Source organism: Pedococcus sp. (assembly GCF_036000045.1).
Taxonomy (GTDB): domain Bacteria; phylum Actinomycetota; class Actinomycetes; order Actinomycetales; family Dermatophilaceae; genus Pedococcus.
The window spans coordinates 23,199-38,523 of the sequence record NZ_DASYGF010000024.1 but is presented as its reverse complement, the minus strand read 5'-3'; the positions used below and the strand labels follow the sequence as shown (position 1 = coordinate 38,523).

General features: G+C 72.2%; 13 protein-coding genes. 7 read left to right on the top strand and 6 right to left on the bottom strand.

Going from position 1 to position 15,325, the window contains the following annotated elements:
* Nucleotides 1-5: 5 nt before the first annotated feature.
* The 3 genes from VGN50_RS04705 to mraZ form a co-directional block, all read right to left on the bottom strand.
* Entirely contained in the window at nucleotides 6-713 is a 708-nt protein-coding gene (locus VGN50_RS04705; protein WP_327443514.1) for a hypothetical protein, read from the bottom strand.
* Entirely contained in the window at nucleotides 710-1,699 is a 990-nt protein-coding gene (rsmH, locus tag VGN50_RS04700) for a 16S rRNA (cytosine(1402)-N(4))-methyltransferase RsmH (RefSeq protein ID WP_327443513.1), read from the bottom strand. Before rsmH ends, VGN50_RS04705 begins: the two co-directional genes overlap by 4 nt.
* Before the next feature lie 269 nt (nucleotides 1,700-1,968).
* On the bottom strand, nucleotides 1,969-2,400 hold the full coding sequence (gene mraZ / locus VGN50_RS04695) for a division/cell wall cluster transcriptional repressor MraZ (RefSeq protein WP_327443511.1): 432 nt from the start codon (nucleotides 2,398-2,400) through the stop codon (nucleotides 1,969-1,971).
* Nucleotides 2,401-2,852: 452 nt separating this feature from the next.
* On the opposite strand from mraZ, the gene VGN50_RS04690 reads away from it, so the two are divergent.
* Genes VGN50_RS04690 through VGN50_RS04680 form a run of 3 tightly spaced genes read left to right on the top strand, consistent with a single transcriptional unit; the run spans nucleotide 2,853 to nucleotide 7,489 of the window.
* Nucleotides 2,853-3,830, top strand: coding sequence for an AAA family ATPase (locus tag VGN50_RS04690; protein WP_414694559.1), 978 nt, complete (start codon nucleotides 2,853-2,855; stop codon nucleotides 3,828-3,830).
* Between the two features lie 7 nt (nucleotides 3,831-3,837).
* Nucleotides 3,838-5,103 carry a DUF58 domain-containing protein gene (locus VGN50_RS04685; protein WP_327443510.1) on the top strand — a complete coding sequence of 422 codons (1,266 nt, stop codon included), beginning with the start codon at nucleotides 3,838-3,840 and terminating at the stop codon, nucleotides 5,101-5,103.
* 10 nt (nucleotides 5,104-5,113) lie between these two features.
* Nucleotides 5,114-7,489: a DUF3488 and transglutaminase-like domain-containing protein gene (locus VGN50_RS04680; RefSeq protein WP_327443509.1), complete on the top strand. Its 2,376-nt coding sequence runs from the start codon at nucleotides 5,114-5,116 to the stop codon at nucleotides 7,487-7,489.
* Between the two features lie 18 nt (nucleotides 7,490-7,507).
* On the opposite strand, the gene VGN50_RS04675 is transcribed toward VGN50_RS04680, so the two are convergent.
* Together VGN50_RS04675 and VGN50_RS04670 are read right to left on the bottom strand one after the other, a co-directional pair.
* Nucleotides 7,508-8,434, bottom strand: a complete 927-nt coding sequence (locus VGN50_RS04675) for an NAD(P)H-hydrate dehydratase (RefSeq protein ID WP_327443508.1) — start codon at nucleotides 8,432-8,434, stop codon at nucleotides 7,508-7,510.
* Nucleotides 8,431-9,198 carry a histidine phosphatase family protein gene (locus VGN50_RS04670; protein WP_327443507.1) on the bottom strand — a complete coding sequence of 256 codons (768 nt, stop codon included), beginning with the start codon at nucleotides 9,196-9,198 and terminating at the stop codon, nucleotides 8,431-8,433. Before VGN50_RS04670 ends, VGN50_RS04675 begins: the two co-directional genes overlap by 4 nt.
* A 543-nt stretch (nucleotides 9,199-9,741) precedes the next feature.
* Here VGN50_RS04670 and VGN50_RS04665 point away from each other — a divergent pair.
* Both VGN50_RS04665 and VGN50_RS04660 read left to right on the top strand, forming a co-directional pair.
* The gene (locus VGN50_RS04665; RefSeq protein ID WP_327443506.1) at nucleotides 9,742-10,863 is read left to right on the top strand and encodes an alpha/beta hydrolase; all 1,122 of its coding nucleotides are present in this window, start codon (nucleotides 9,742-9,744) and stop codon (nucleotides 10,861-10,863) included.
* Between the two features lie 25 nt (nucleotides 10,864-10,888).
* Nucleotides 10,889-11,662, top strand: a complete 774-nt coding sequence (locus VGN50_RS04660; RefSeq protein ID WP_327443505.1) for a cytochrome c oxidase assembly protein — start codon at nucleotides 10,889-10,891, stop codon at nucleotides 11,660-11,662.
* A 59-nt stretch (nucleotides 11,663-11,721) separates the two neighbouring features.
* Here VGN50_RS04660 and VGN50_RS04655 read toward each other — a convergent pair whose 3' ends face one another.
* Complete coding sequence (locus VGN50_RS04655; RefSeq protein ID WP_327443504.1) at nucleotides 11,722-13,191, bottom strand: glycoside hydrolase family 3 N-terminal domain-containing protein; 1,470 nt, start codon at nucleotides 13,189-13,191, stop codon at nucleotides 11,722-11,724.
* Between the two features lie 168 nt (nucleotides 13,192-13,359).
* Between VGN50_RS04655 and VGN50_RS04650 the strand changes: the two genes are divergently transcribed.
* Both VGN50_RS04650 and VGN50_RS04645 read left to right on the top strand, forming a co-directional pair.
* Nucleotides 13,360-13,884 (top strand): RNA polymerase sigma factor, encoded by a 525-nt coding sequence (locus VGN50_RS04650; protein WP_327443503.1) that lies wholly within the window; start codon nucleotides 13,360-13,362, stop codon nucleotides 13,882-13,884.
* Entirely contained in the window at nucleotides 13,881-15,305 is a 1,425-nt protein-coding gene (locus tag VGN50_RS04645) for a sialidase family protein (RefSeq protein ID WP_327443502.1), read from the top strand. The genes VGN50_RS04650 and VGN50_RS04645 overlap by 4 nt, the downstream gene beginning before the upstream one ends.
* Nucleotides 15,306-15,325: the final 20 nt, after the last annotated feature.

Here is a 15,325-nt window from a genome sequence, read left to right as displayed (position 1 = left end):
GTCGGTCAGTGCGCCGGGGTGGCAGCGGGGCTAGCGGGGGTCGTGCTGGGGCTGGCGTGCGCGGTCGCCTTGGCCGTCGTGGTGCTGCTCGTGGTGGTCGTCGTGCTGGTGGTGGCCTGGGTCTTCGCGTTGACGCTGGTCACCGTGGTCACCACCGAGCCGTCGGGCTTGTCGACCACGACCGTCGTCGTGGTGACGTCGCCCTTGGTGGTCACCGTGGCCTTCGGACCTTGGGCCTGCGTCGCGGGGGCCGGCTTGCCGGGCGTGTGGGCGGAGGTCTGGGGGGCCGTCACCACGGTAAAGCCGGGGTTCGCCTTGGCCGGCGACGCCACGCCGAGGACCTTGCCGTCGGACAGCCGCAGGAAGGCTGCGGACTCGGCGGGGACCATACCGAGCTTGGCGGCACGAGCGGCCAGGTTGGCCGGGCTGCGCTGGGCGTCGACCGACTGCGTCAGGGCGTTCTGGGTGTCGGCGAGCTCGCCGGAGGTCTTCTGGAGGCCGCCGAGGGTGAACGACCCCTCCGCCATGGCCGTGTTGAGCATGAGGAGGGACACCAGGCCGGCGACGAGCAGCATCAGGCACACGGCCGCGAACACCCCGTTGCCCGGCTGCCCCACCGCCGCGGGCACCACCCGCAAGGGCTGGGGTGGCGCCGCCTGGCGTCGCTGGGGGGCCCGAGATGCGACCCTCGCCGTCGCAGTCTGCTGGCTCATCGGTGTGGTCCCTTCGTGGATGGGGTGAGTCGGGTGCGCTCGGCAGCGCGCAGGCGCACCGAGGCGGATCGGGGGTTGGCGGCCTGCTCCTGCGGGCTCGCCTCTTCGGCGCCGCGGGTCAACAGCCGCAGGTATGCCGCGTGCTCCGGCAGCTCCACCGGGAGTCCCTCGGGCGCGCGGCTACGGGAGCCCTCGCTCAGGACCCGCTTGGTGATGCGGTCCTCGAGCGAGTGGTAGGACAGGACGGCAACGCGGCCGCCCACGGCCAGGAGGTCGATGGCCCGCGGCAGGGCCCGGGCCCACACGGAGAGCTCGGCGTTGACCTCGATGCGCAGCGCCTGGAACGTCCGCTTGCCGGGGTGTCCCCCACTCTTCTGGGAGGCGGCCGGCACGGCCCTCTTGAGCAGCTCGACGAGCCGTGCGGACGTGGTGAAGGGGGCGGACTCGCGCTCGCGGACCACCGCGTTGGCGATCTTGCGAGCGAAGCGCTCCTCCCCGTACTCGCGCAGCACGCGCTCGAGGTCGGTCGCCTCGTAGGTGTTGAGGACGTCTGCGGCGGTCAGGCCGCTCTCCTGGTCCATCCGCATGTCCAGGGGAGCGTCCTGGCTGTAGGAGAAGCCGCGGTCGGTCTCGTCCAGCTGCAGGGACGAGACGCCGAGGTCAAACAGGGCCGCGTCCAGGTGGTCGATCCCGAGCTCGGACAGCGCCGCGGGGATCTCGTCGTAGACAGCGTGCACGAAGGTGGTGCGGCCGGCATACGGCTCGAGGCGCTCGGCCGCCAGGGCCAACGCCTCGGTGTCACGGTCGACGCCGATGACGCGCGCCTGCGGGCAACGCTCGAGGATCGCCTCGGCGTGGCCGCCCATGCCCAGGGTGCCGTCGACATAGACCGAGCCGGGAGTCGCGAGCGCGGGGGCGAGCAGCTCGACGATGCGGTCGCGCAGCACGGGAATGTGCCGCTCGGCGGCCATCCCTCGTGCGCTCATTCGCTGCTCTCCTGTGACTTCTGACTCGGGGTTCTGACTGGAGTGGTTCTGACTGGGTGGTGCTGGCTTTGGCGTGGGGCCCGCTCCTGCGGTCAGGTCTCCATCCGCTCCAAGCGATGCGGCCCGGGGCGGGGGAAGTCGTCCCGGGATGCGAAGCGGCTGGAGACCTGGCGGCAGGGGCTGTGGTGGTGCTGGTCGGGTCGTGCTGAACAGGGCTGGTTGGTCGGTGCTGGCTGGTGGGGGCTGGCTGGTGGAGGCTGGCTGGTCGGTCAGAGGAGGCCCGGGATGACCTCCTCGGACTGGTCGGCGAAGCCCTGCTCGGTGGACTCGAGGTAGGCGTTCCACGCGTCGGTGTCCCACACCTCGACGCGCGCGCCGGCGCCGATGACCGTGCACTCGCGGGTGAGGCCGGCATAGGCGCGCAGGGTGGCGGGGATGGTGACCCGGCCCTGCTTGTCGGGCACCTCGTCGGACGCGCCGGACAGGAACACGCGGGTGAAGTCGCGCACGGCCTTGCTGGTGGTCGGCGCGGACTGCATCTGCTGGGTGACCTTGAGGAACTCGTCCATCGGGAAGACGTAGAGGCAGCGCTCCTGCCCCCGGGTGACGACCAGGCCGTCGGCCATGCGCTCGCGGAACTTGGCGGGCAGGAACAGGCGGCCCTTGTCGTCCAGGCGCGGGGTGTGCGTGCCGAGGAACATCGGTGCCTCCTCCCCTGCTGACTCGCTGGACCCCACGGCCCTCTTGTTTCCCCCACTTTACTCCACCATCACCCCCTTAGATACCAGTTCACGCATAAATCTGGCGAGGATCGCGATGTTTTCGCAGGTCAGTCCGGTGGTGGAAAATGGGGAGCGCCCAGAGCCCGAAACGTCCGCTCCCGGGAGCCCGCGACCGCAGGCGGCACCATTACCTGTCCCGCAGCCGCCCGACGAGGTCGGTCACCGGCATACCTCTGGTCCAGTGGTGCGAAGTGGGGGAAGATTCGAGCAGCATCTGCGCTCCGCTCGAAGCCGCAGGTCAGGTGGGGACGACGGAAGGACATCCGGTGCACGGCAGGCACGGCGACGACACTCAGGACTCGGGGGACACCTCGGGCCGCACCCAGCTCGACCCAGTGCGCGGCACCGCTGGGCCTCCGGCGTCCGAGCGGCTGCTCTCCCTGCCTGCCGGCTCGCCGGCGACGCTCGCCGACGTCACCGAGGTGGCGGGCCGGCTGGCGCGCGCCATCAACACGGTGATCGAGGGCAAGCCCGACGTGGTCCACACGGCCATCACCGTGCTGCTCGCCGAGGGGCACCTGCTCCTCGAGGACGTGCCCGGGGTCGGCAAGACCATGCTGGCCAAGACGCTGGCGCGCTCCATCGACTGCTCGGTGCGCCGGGTGCAGTTCACCCCTGACCTGCTGCCGAGCGACATCACCGGCGTCAGTGTGTTCAACCAGGACGTACGCGACTTCGAGTTCCGGCCCGGCGCCATCTTCGCGAACGTCGTCGTCGGCGACGAGATCAACCGCGCCTCGCCCAAGACCCAGTCCGCCCTGCTGGAGTCGATGGAGGAGGGCCAGGTGACCGTCGACGGCCAGACCTACGACCTGCCCCGGCCGTTCATCGTCATGGCCACCCAGAACCCCATCGAGATGGAGGGCACTTATCCGCTGCCCGAGGCCCAGCGCGACCGGTTCATGGCGCGGATCTCCCTGGGCTACCCCTCGGCGCGAGCCGAGGTGACCATGCTGGAGACCCACGGACAGGTGTCGCCGCTGGTGAACCTCTCACCGGTGACTGACGCCGCGACCGTCACCGCGATGGTCAAGGCCGTGCGCTCGGTGTTCACCAGCGACGCCATCAAGCAGTATGTCGTGGACCTGTCCGGGGCGACCAGGACGAGCAGTGCGCTGCGGCTCGGCGCCTCACCACGGGCGACCCTGCACCTGCTTCGCGCGGCGCGGGCCCATGCCGCGCTGGACGGACGGGACCACGTCCTGCCCGACGACGTCCAGGCCATGGTCCTGCCCGTCCTGGCCCATCGGGTCATCCCCACGGGTGAGACGCAGCTGGCCCGGCGCAGCACCGGCGAGGTGCTGCAGGACCTTCTGCGCCGAGTTCCGGTGCCTGCTGCCGGTCGATGAGGCGCTGATGCGCAGGCTGCGCGACCTGCTGACCACCCGTGGACGGGCGTTCGTCGCCGCGGGAGTGACGTTGGTGCTCTGCGGGGTCGGCCTGGGGTTCGTCGACCTGACGCGGGTCGGAGTCCTGCTCGTCGTGCTGCCACTGCTCAGTGGAGCGCTGATGCGTCGCCACGACCTGAGGTTCGCCCTCGAGCGGACCGCGGTGCCCTCCCGCGTCCAGGTCGACGAGCCGTCCGTCGTGACCCTCGCCATCGAGAACGCCGGCGGGGCGGCCAGTCCCCTGCTCATGGCCGAGGAGCAGCTGGACTACGCCCTGGGCGACCGGCCGCGCTTCGTCGTGCCGCGCCTACGCCGTGGCGACCGGCAGGAGGTGCACTACGTCGTCCGCTCGCACCTGCGGGGCCGTCACCGCCTGGGGCCTCTCGGCGTGCGGCTGCGAGACCCCTTCGGGCTCTCCACGCGCGTGGCCGCCATCTCCGGGTTCAGCGAGGTGCTCGTGCTGCCCCGCATCCTGCCTCTGGGTGGCCTCAGACCTCCCGGCAGCGGAGTCGGCGCCGAGGGGGCGATCCCGCACATGGTCGCCCTGCACGGCGAGGACGACGTCACCATCCGCTCCTACCGCGACGGTGACGACCTGCGCCGCATCCACTGGCCAGCGACGGCCAAGACCGGCGAGCTGATGGTCCGCCAGGAGGACCGGCCCGCCCGCCGCCGCGCCGCGATCGTCCTGGACTCGCGGGCCCGCGGGCACCACGGCTCGGGCAGCTCCGGCTCGTTCGAGTGGGCGGTCACCGCCTGTGCGTCCGTGGCTGCTCACCTCGCCGAGCAGGGGTATGCCGTGCACCTGGTCACCGACGAGACCGCGGAGGACCACCGGTGCGCCGCTGCCATGGAGCTCGACCCGCTGCTCGACGTCCTCGCGATGGCCGGACCCGGATCCGACGACCAGTTCGAGGACGTCCTGCATGCCGCGCACCCGGTGACCTCTTTCGGCGGGCTCGTGCTGGCCGTGGTCACCTCGCTCGACGAGGAGGTCGCGCGCCGGGTGGCCTCGCTTCGCCAGCCCGGCGGCACGGCACTGGCCATGGTGCTGGACCCCGGTGGCTTCCCAGGGGCCCGCGGTCGCCATCCCTCCCACAGCGAGGACCTCGCCTGCGTGCCTGTCCTGCGGGGGGCGGGCTGGGGCGTCGTGGTGGTGCGCGCGGACGACGACCTGGCCACGGTCTGGGGAGCCCTCTCCCACAGCGGTAGCCGAGCGACGGCCCTGACATGACGGCACAGACATGAGCCGCGCACGGGTTCCCGAGTCGCTCCTGGCGGGCGCCGCGACGGCTGTCGTGGCGTGGCCGCTGACCACGCTGTTCACGCCCTCCACCTGGGTGCGCCCCACCCTGGTCGTCATCGCCGCAGTCGTGGCGGTCGGCATACTGACGCGTCTTGTCACCGGCAGCGCGGTGGTGGTCGGGCTCGTCGAGGTCGTGGCCGTCGTCCTCACCACGGGCTGGCTGAACGGGCAGGGCCACCTGTGGCGCGGACTGCCGACTCCCGACATGGTGCTGGCCTTCAACAACCTCCTCGTCGACGCCCGCCTGACCGTGCAGAACTATGCCGCTCCCGCACCGACGAGCCGCGGGGTCATCCTCGGCATCGGCCTGGCCATCGGCCTGACGGCCATCCTGGTGGACCACGTGGCCGTGATGCGGCGCTCCCCCGCGCTGGCCGGCCTTCCACTGCTCACCACCTTCCTCATCTCGGCGTCCAACGGTGGCGAGTCGCTGCATCCGGTGTACTTCCTCGCCGCCGGAGGGGTGTGGCTGCTCATGCTGGGGCGGCAGGGCACCGCCACGCTTCGCCGGTGGAGTACGACGGTGCCACTCAGCACGGCGGGGCGCGCGTCGGGTGACGACGGCGACGGCACGTTCGGGTATGCCGCCCTGGGCCGCACCCTGGCGGTGGGCGGACTGGTGGCGGCGGTCGCCCTGCCCACGGTCATCCCGCACCTGCCCACGCGCTACCTCATCGACGGTCTGGGACGCAGCACCAACGCGGCCGGGTTCAGCAACGGGCAGATCGGGATCCGGACCACCGTGGACCTGGCCAGAAGCCTGGCCAACCCCTCGACCGCGCCGGTGCTGACCTACACGACCAACGCGCCTCTCGCGACGCCTCTGCGAGTGGGTGTGCTGTCCACCTATGCGAACGGCACCTGGTCGCCAGAGCAGCCCGACGTGCGGTTCGCGCAGCGCACCACGGTCCCCACGCCCAGCGAGCTGGACCCCAGCGTCCCCCGCGACACCTATCGCATCACGGTGGACAGCTCGCACGTCGAGGCGCCACAGATCGCCGCGCCCACGCCGGTCGTCAGCGGTGACCTGGGCCAGGTCGGGTGGGGCCTGGACCGGGGCACATCGGTGGTCACCGTCAACCGGTCCGCCGCCTCCTACTCGTTCACGTATCTCGCGCTGCGCCCTTCCGAGGACGAGCTCGTCAAGCCGCGTGAGGAGCCGGGCCTGCGCTCCAGCGCCGACCTCACCGTCGACCCGGCGTCCGCCTCGCTGGTCCGTTCACTCGTCGCCTCGGTCGTGCCCGCGAACGCGTCACGCATCGAGGCAGCACGGGCGATCCAGCGGTACCTGCGCAACGATGGCGGCTTCAGCTACTCCCTCACGCTCCCCGACGGGGTCAAGGGCAGGTCCGGCAGGGTCGAGCACCCCGACCCGATCTCGCTGTTCCTGCGCACCAAGGTGGGCTACTGCGTGCAGTTCGCCACGGCCATGGTGATGATGGCGCGCGCGAGCGGCATCCCGGCCCGGATGGCGGTCGGCTTCCTGCCGGGGCGGCTGTCGCAGGGCACCTACACGGTGCGCGCCTCCGACGCCCATGCCTGGCCCGAGCTCTACTTCGACGGGATCGGCTGGCTGCGGTTCGAGCCAACGCCGTCCAGCACGCAGGCGACCGTCGCGCCCGCCTACTCGCTGCCCCCCGCGCTCCCGGGCGACCTCAACCAGCCCTCGGCGACGGCGACGGGTGGGACGAGCACGACCGGCCCGAGCGGCACGCGCAACCGGTACGACCTCGGCGCGACCAGTAGCACCGCCGCGCCGGCTCGGACGGGTGTCGCGGGCTGGCTGAGCCAACCCTTCGGCAGGCGGGTCGGCTGGTTGCTCGTCTCCGTGGCCATGGGCCTGCTCGGTGCGCTCGCGGTGCCACTCGCGAGCCGCGGCCGGATGCGCAGGCGGCTGCGCCGTGCCGAGGACGAGGCCGGCCGGGTGGAGGTCGAGTGGCAGGCCATGGTCGAACGGATCGGGGATCTCGGCGTGGTGCCACCTCGGGGCAGCACCCCGCGGCAGGCCGGCCAGTACTACCGCCGTGCGGCCTACCTCGAAGGCGAGGAGTCGCAGGCTCTGCGCCGCGTCGTCGACGGCGTCGAACGCTCCCGGTACGCCCGCCCCGGCACGACGGTCGCCGACATCGGCCGCGACACCGCCCAGGTGGTCAAGGCCGTCGCGGGTGCCCGCCGGCGACGTGACCGGTGGCGGGCCACCCTGTGGCCGACCGACGGGCTGACGGAGTGGCGTGAGCTGCGCGACCGGGTGAGCACGGCGACACGTATGCCGTGGGAGCGCCTCCAGGCCTGGTGGGCCGATCGCGCCGGCTGAGAGACCGAGCCCCTTGCGTCACCCGGTGGTCAGAGCGGCCTGCGCGTCGCGCATGACGCCAGGCAGGCAGGGCAGCAGCTCGCGGGCGAGGAACCCGACAGGTGCCTGCCGTGCCAGGCGCCGGCCCGCCGCATGATGCAGGTGCACTCCCCAGACTGAGGCGGCCTCGGGTTCGAGCCCCCGGGCTGCCAGCCCCGCGATGACCCCGGCCTTGACGTCCCCGGAGCCGGCCGACCCCAGTCCCGGCAGGGGGTCGTCGAGGAGCCACACCTCGCCCTGGACAGTGGAGACCACGGTCTGCTCCCCGCCGGTGACCACAACGGCGCCGGCCGTCCTGGCCAGCTCCTGGGAGCGCTGGGCGAGCTGCCCCGCCACGGTGTCCTCGTCGACCTGCAGGGTGGTTGCGAGCTCGACCAGGTTCGGCGACAGGACGACGCGGCCGTCGAGGTGCGCGACCCCGTCACGGTGGGCTGTCAGGTAGGCCATGGCCAGGGCATCCAGGACGGCGACGGGGCCCCGCAGATCCGGGACAACGTGCTCCATCAGGACGCGCGCGGACTCGGGGTCGGTCAGGCCCGGGCCGAGGAGCACCGCCTCCGAGTCCTCTGCCAGGCCGAGGATGGTCGCGGCCGCACCCCTGTCGATCTCCCCCTGTGCCGTCTCCGGCAACGGGCAGACGAGGGCCTCGGGGAGGGCGACACTCACCGCCACCGCCACCGACTCCACCGTGGCGACCTGGACCTTGCCGGCACCCGAGCGCAACGCCGCCTCGGCAGCCAGCAGCACGCTGCCCGGGGTGCGCCTGCTGCCCCCGACCACGAGGACCTGCCCCCGACCCTCCTTGCCGCCACCGGCGTCCGGCAACGGCCAGCGACCCAGCGCCCGGAGGTCCAGGGCCTGCGCCTCCGCTGCTCGCAGCTCCGACGGTCTCGAGGTGGCGCTCACACCTCACTCCCCTGCCCTGCGTGTTCGGGCTCCCGCGTCGGCTCGGCGCCGGCCGCCTCCACTGCCGCCGTCGCGGCATACTCCACCAGCTGAGGGAACCCCGCCGGGCCTCGGCGGTACGTCGTCGTCGAGCCGTTGGGCACCGGCACACTGCGGTCGATGTCGAGGATCTGCGCCTCGCTGAGCCCCTCGAGCAGGTACCGGAAGCAGGTGATGACGGCCTGGTGGGTGACCACCCACAGCCGCTCGCTCGACGGCTGACCGCCCACGTCGGCGAGGACGCCACGCACGCGCAGCACGACATCCGCCCAGCTCTCGCCCCCCGGCGGCCGGTAGTAGAACTTGCCGAGGCGCTGGCGGCGCTCCGCCTCCTCGGGGTACTCCTCGCGCACTCCCGCAGAGGTGAGGCCGTCGAACACCCCGAGCTCTCGCTCGCGCAGGCGCTCGTCGGGCCGGCAGGGGATCGACAGGCCGCTGGCCGTCAGCAGGCGGGCTGCCGTACCGGCGGCGCGGGCGTAGGGCGAGGTCAGCATGACGGTGGGGCGGGCACTCTCGGGCAGCTCGGCCAGATACCGCCCGATCGCGTCTGCCTGTTCGCATCCGGTGGGCGAGAGCTCGACGTCGGCGTCACGCGTCTTGAGGTCGAGCCGACCCACCTGTTGCTCGCGGGCCCGGCGGTCCGCGACGTTGCCGACGCTCTCCCCGTGACGGACCAGGACCAAGAGGGACGGACCCAGTTCAGGGGCGCCGAGATGTGTGCTCACGCAGTGGTCGCTACCCCCGCACCCTGCGCCCAAACCTTCGTCGGCACCCTGATCCGCGCCTAAGCCGAGCGCGAAAGTCGTTCTGCTGCTTCACAGTATGAGCCGCAGGGCCTCGGGTATGCGGGAGGGACCGTGGCCGCGCCCGAGTCTGTTCCTGGCCGGTGCAGCGGCGCTGGGCGCCCTCGGCGGCAGGCTCAGCAGGGGCTTGGTCGCCGATCATCAGGACGCGAGCATTGCTGACCTCAAGGGAAATGAGGGCAAGCCGTGAGCAACGACCCCGACGGGTCCGTCGCCGACACCCCGGCCCGGGGCCAAGGACCACCTCGCCCAGGAGGGCCAGTCGACCACCCAGGGCGTGAGCGGGCAGCTGCAGGAGTCGGCTGAGAACGTGCAGTCGACGAGGTCCTAGGGGGTCGCGGGCCCCTCGACTGTGAGGAGGCTGAGGAACCGCTTCCGGGGTTTTCGTGGCAGCCGCGACGGTGACCTACTGTGGGCAGGAACCCACCGTCGTGCCCTCGGGCCGGTCACTCTGGAGCGGCTGTTGTGCCACTGACCTCGTTGCGACTCCTCGTCTTCTGCATCCTGCTTGCAGTCGCCGGGCCGGTGGCGGTCGGTGTCATCCTCTATCGCAACCGCGGCCTGCGTCGCTCCCGCTGGGTGCTGCCCGCGGCCGTGGCCGTGGTGCTGGTGGCACAGGCCAGCGCCGTGGCTGCGGTCGCGGTCGACGTGAACCGCGACTACGGCTTCTACCCCGACTGGGCCTCCCTGTTCGGCACGGGGGTCGCACCGCCGGTCGTGGCCAAGGGCGTGCGCCTGGGGCTCAACGGCCAGGCGGTCCCCCACCGGCCCATCTTCCGGGTGCCCGAGGCGGCCTCCGGGACAGGGCGCTACGAGGAGGTCACCGTCAAGGGGCGGGTCTCCGGCGTCACCCAGAAGGTGGTCGCGTGGCTGCCTCCCCAGTACGGCGACCGCCGTTACAGCAAGACCCACTTCCCCGTCGTGATGGTGCTCGGTGGCGCCTACCGACCGGTCTCGCTGGTCGTCCAGAGCCTGAACCTGGCCAGGACCGCCAGCCAGGAGATCAAGGCCGGCCGGATCCAGCCGTTCGTCGCGATCTTCCCCGAGATCAACGTCGCGCTCCCGCTCGACACCGAGTGCACCGACGTGCCGGGAGCTCCCCAGGCCTTCAGCTGGCTCGACCGTGACGTCACCCAGTGGGCCACCTCGACGTTGCGGGTCAGCCGAGACTCCCGACAGTGGAGCGTCATGGGCTGGTCGACCGGTGGCTACTGCGCGGCACTGCTCCATCTGCGTGACCCCGAAAGGTTCGGCGCCGCCGCATCGGTCGAGGGCTACTACAAGCCCGAGCCGGACGGCTCCACCGGCTATCTCAGCTACGCGCTCCAGCAGGATCCACAGCTGGCCCAGCAGAGCTCACCCACCTGGCTCATCGAGCACCAGCCGCCGCTGACCCTGCACCTGCTCGTGATGACCTCGATGAAGGATCCCCAGTCCCGGCCCCAGTCCCTGGCGTTCCTGGCCAGAGAGAAGAACGTCCCGGGCGTGCAGCCGTACGTGCTGCAGGACCTCGGGCACTCCCTGGACACGTTCGCGGCAGTGCTGCCTCCCATCCTCGGCTGGCTGGCGGACGTCGCGAGCGCCTGACCGACCCTGCGAGAGGATGGGCCCCGTGGAGATCACCGCGTTCGGCGTCGCCCTTCCAGCTCTCCTGCTCGGCGGGTATGCCGTGCTGCTTCGGCGGCGACGCGCGACCTGGCCGTGGTGGCGCGCGCTGTGCTGGGTCGCGGGTGTCGCCGTCCTGGCATGGGCCCTGCTCGGCGCGCCCGCGGCATACCGGGCGGCCACGCCGTGGTGGGGTGCACTGGGCATCGGTCTCGTCGCGGCGGTCGTCCCCCTCGGCCTCGCGCTGGGTGACCCGGTCGCGTTGTGGGAACGGGGCCGGGGACCCGTGCCCGGGCTCCGGGGACGTTTCGCGCAGGCCCTGATGTTCCCGCTGGTCGCCTCCGCGCTGAGCGCGGCTGTGCTGACCATCGCCTTCACCAGCGAGTGGTATGCCGCCGCGCGGCGCAGCCCGGTCCCATGGGACCTCCTGGTCCTGGCGGCCCTGTCCTGTGGGGTGCTGGTGAACCTGCCGCTGCTGTCGGAGGACCTGTTGCCGCCCTGGTGTGGCCCCGGGCTCCGCACGCTGTTCGCCTTCTTCGACGGGTTGCTCGACGCGGTGCCGGGGATCGTCGTCATGACGACGGTGGAGCGATACAGCGGTGGCGCCCTGCTCGCCGTGGCCGAGGCCGTCGGTGTGCCGATGGTCTTCGCGGTCCTCATCCAGTGGGTGCGCTCGGACTCGGCCGAGGCCGCCGCCGTGGACGCGCGCCTGGACGCGGCCGAGGTGGAGGGCTCCTTCGACACGACGCCGTGGTGGGTGAAGGCCCGCGGCGACGGGTGAGCCTTTCTGGACCTCGGCAGCCGGGTGAGCGGTTCAGACCCCGCAGCCTGGGTCGAGCGTCAGAGCTGGGTGTTGAGATACCGCTGGAGGAGCGCAACCGTCCGCGTGTTCCACGTCCGCGCGCCGTCCCGGTAGGTGCCGAGGTAGGACTGCAGCGCTGCCATGGAGGCGGGGCCCCACGCGCCGTCCGGCACGGTCCCCACACGGCTTTGGAGACGGACGACCGTCGTGGTGTCGAGCCGCCCGGTGCGTGGGACGCCGAGCCAGCCCTGCAGTGCCGACACGGTCAGCGGCCCGAGGATGCCGTCGGTCGCGAGCCTCGGGGCCAGCAGGCCGTGGGCCGCCTTGAGCGTCAGCACACGCAGCGCTGCCGCGTCGACCTTGGCACGGAAGGAGGCATCCCACGCAACCCGCGCGATGACTGCCCCGACCATCGCCGGCACCACGGTGGGGTTCACGGTGAGGACGAGGTCGCCGCCGGCCGCGATGAAGTCCACGGCCCGGGCACCGGGCGACCAGGCCTGGACGGCAGCCGCATTGCCCAGGTCGTCACTGACCACGACGCCGGCGAACCGCAGGTCGCCACGGATCATCGTGGTCACGACGGTCGGCGAGAACACGGCGGGACGGCTCGCGTCGATGCGGCTGTAGTACGCCGACGACACCATCATCAGGTCCAGCCCGGACGCGACGGCTGACCGGAACGGCAGCAGGTCGGCCGAGGTTCGCGTCGTGACCGTGTCGGTCACGCGAGCGGTGACGTCGGTGTTACCCGTGACGCGCCCTAGGCCCGGGAAGTGCTTGGCGGTGACTGCCAGCCCCGTCGACCGCATGCCCCGCAGGAACGACGTGCCCTTGTCCGCGACGACGGTCGGCGTGTACCCGTACTCCCGCTGGTAGCGACCGATGGGGGCGTTGCTGGCCGCGAAGCTCTGGGAGACCGTGTCCAGGACGGGGGCCAGGTTCACGTCGACACCCGACCAACGGACCTCGCTGCCCCAGGTGGCGGCGCGCGCCGTGAGCAGCGAGTCGGACCAGGTGCCCTGCGTCAGGGCGGTGGGCATCCAGGAGAATCCGGGCCCCTGGAGCACCCGGACATAGCCTCCCTCCTGGTCGGTGGCGACGAAGAGCGGGACACCTGCCGTGGCCGCGCCGGTGGTCAGCGCGTCGGCCGCGCTGGTGATGGCGCGCACGGCCGAGGATCCCGTGTAGGTGCGACCCGTGAGGATGAGGTTGCCGACGTGATACCTCGAGACGGCCGTGACGGTCGCCGAGCCGATCCCGGTGGCGGGGCCGCCGACCATGAACAGCTGACCGACGCGCTGCGCCTCGGTCATGCGCGAGAAGGCCGCCTGGGCCGCCTGGGCCGGGCTGACGGCCACAGTGACCAGGCTGACGGCCTGGCTGGGACTCAGAGTCACCACCTCGGTGGGCCCCGCTCCGCCCGGCAGTGGACCGCCGGACAGGGCGAGCGCGGCCCCGGCCGCGCAGGCCAACATCCCTACCAGAGACCGTCGTGACGACACCATGACCGCGCTCCTTCGTTGCAGAGGTCCGACACCCCTGTGACGGCGCAGGCACCCCCGGGGTTGGGTCGACGACGGCACCACCTGTGGCTCCAACCAACCGGCCAGCTGCGGCGTCATACTGGCGTGACTCAGCGAGCGGGACTGGCCATCGGTCTTGAGGGAGGGACGATGCGGCGCGCACGCGACCAGCACGACGTCGAGACCGACGTCCGGGCGCTCTACGACGCGCAGTACGGCCGGCTCGCGGGGTGGACGGCACGGCTCGTGGGCGACCCCGAGCTGGCTCACGACTTCGCCACCGAGGCGTTCGTCAGGCTGGTGCGAGACTTCGACCAGATCGATGAGCCCCGGGCGTGGCTCTACACCGTGGCCGCGAACCTGGTGCGCGACCACTGGCGCAGCCGCGGGCGCGAGAGCCGAGCCTACGAACGCCTGACCGCAGGGACCGGAGACGCCGGAAACAGAGGGGAGCCGATCTCCCACGAGAGCACCGACGCCGCCACCACGATCACCGTGCGTGAGGTCGTCCTCGGACTGCCGGACCGGCTGCGGCTGGTGGTCCTCCTCTACTACTACGCCGACCTTCCGATCGCCGCGGTGGCCGCCCGCACGGGCAAGTCCGCGGGAGCGGTCAAGCGTGACCTGTTCGACGCCCGCCAGCACCTGGCGGCCCAGCTGGAGGGGGTCCGATGACCACCAGGACGCCGAAGGAGCCGATGAACGTGTCCGACCCCGTCGCTGACTTCTTCGCCCGCGAGCGCGCCGCAGTGACGGTAGCCCCGGCCGACGACCTGCGCTGGGAGCGCATTGTCGAGGAGGGCAGTCGCACCACGCGAAGCCGCTCGTGGCTCCTGCTCGGTGCTGCCGCGGCCGTGCTCGCCCTCGCCATCGGTGCGGGAGCGCTGGTCGAGCGCCCTTCGGCCACCAGGGCTCCCCACCTGCCCGCAGCGACCCAGCCGGCCACACGGCATACGACCTCGCCAAGCCCGTCGGTCACCTCGCCGGAACCTTCGACGAGTGCCTCCCAGGCTCCCCCGGCTCCCGTTCCGCCCTCCTTCACGGTCCTGTCCGTGACCACGGCCCGAGCCGGCCGCCTGGTGGCCCTCGGACGGGCAACCTGTCAGGCGGGCTCGTGCGCCACCCTCGCCCTCTCCACCGACGACGGGGCGCACTGGACCCTCCTGCACACCTTCCCGACCGCGGGGGCGTCGGGGGTGCAACCATCCGGCTCCTCCGCCGCCGTCGCCGGAGCGGGAATCGTGAGCCAGGTGCGGTTCGCGAGCGCGTCGGTGGGCTGGGTCTTCGGCGGGGCCATCCTCCAGACCACCGACGGCGGTGCCACCTGGCACGCGTACCCGCACCCCGGCGGGGACGTCCTCGCTCTCGAGACCGACGGTCGCGACGTCGTCCTGACCGCCGGCGGCACGTGCGACACGTCCACCTGCCGCGGCCCCGTCACCGTCGTCCGCGCGCCCATCTCCGCCCAGTCGGCGACGGATGCGGCCGGCGTCATCGCCGGCTCAGGGGTGACCGGCGCAGCCATCACGTGGCACCAGGGCCACGCCTACGTCTCGCCCGCCGTCGCCTCGACAGCCGGGCAGAGCCCGCCCTCACCCGTCGAGCTGCGCACCGACGGGCTGCACGCAGTGGGTGCCGCGACCTGCGGCAACGGACTGGGCGGCACCCAGCTCGTGGGACCGGCTGCCGGCACCGTGCTCTTCGCCGTCTGCCCCAACGGCGGCGCGATGGGCCACTTCGGGTATGCCGTGCTGTCCAGCAGCGACGCCGGTGCCACCTGGCGTCCGGTGAGCTCCGACGCGCTCCTGCTGGTGAACGCCGGGTCCGCGGCGTTCGCGGCGGCCGACGCCCAGAGCCTGCTGGCGGTCTCGGGTGGCTCACCGGACCTGCACGGCTCCATGGCGCGCAGCGTCGACGGTGGCCGGACCTGGACGAGCCCCTCGCAGCCGCCGCCGCTGCCGGACCGAGGCTGGGCCTGGGTGGGCGCGCCGGGCGGGCCGTCGTTCTATGCCATCTCCGCCGGCCCGACCCCGAGCCTGTGGCGAAGCACGGACCGTGGGCAGACCTGGAGCGCGGTGCGGATCGCGGGGTCCTAAGCGCAGCGGCCACTACTGTC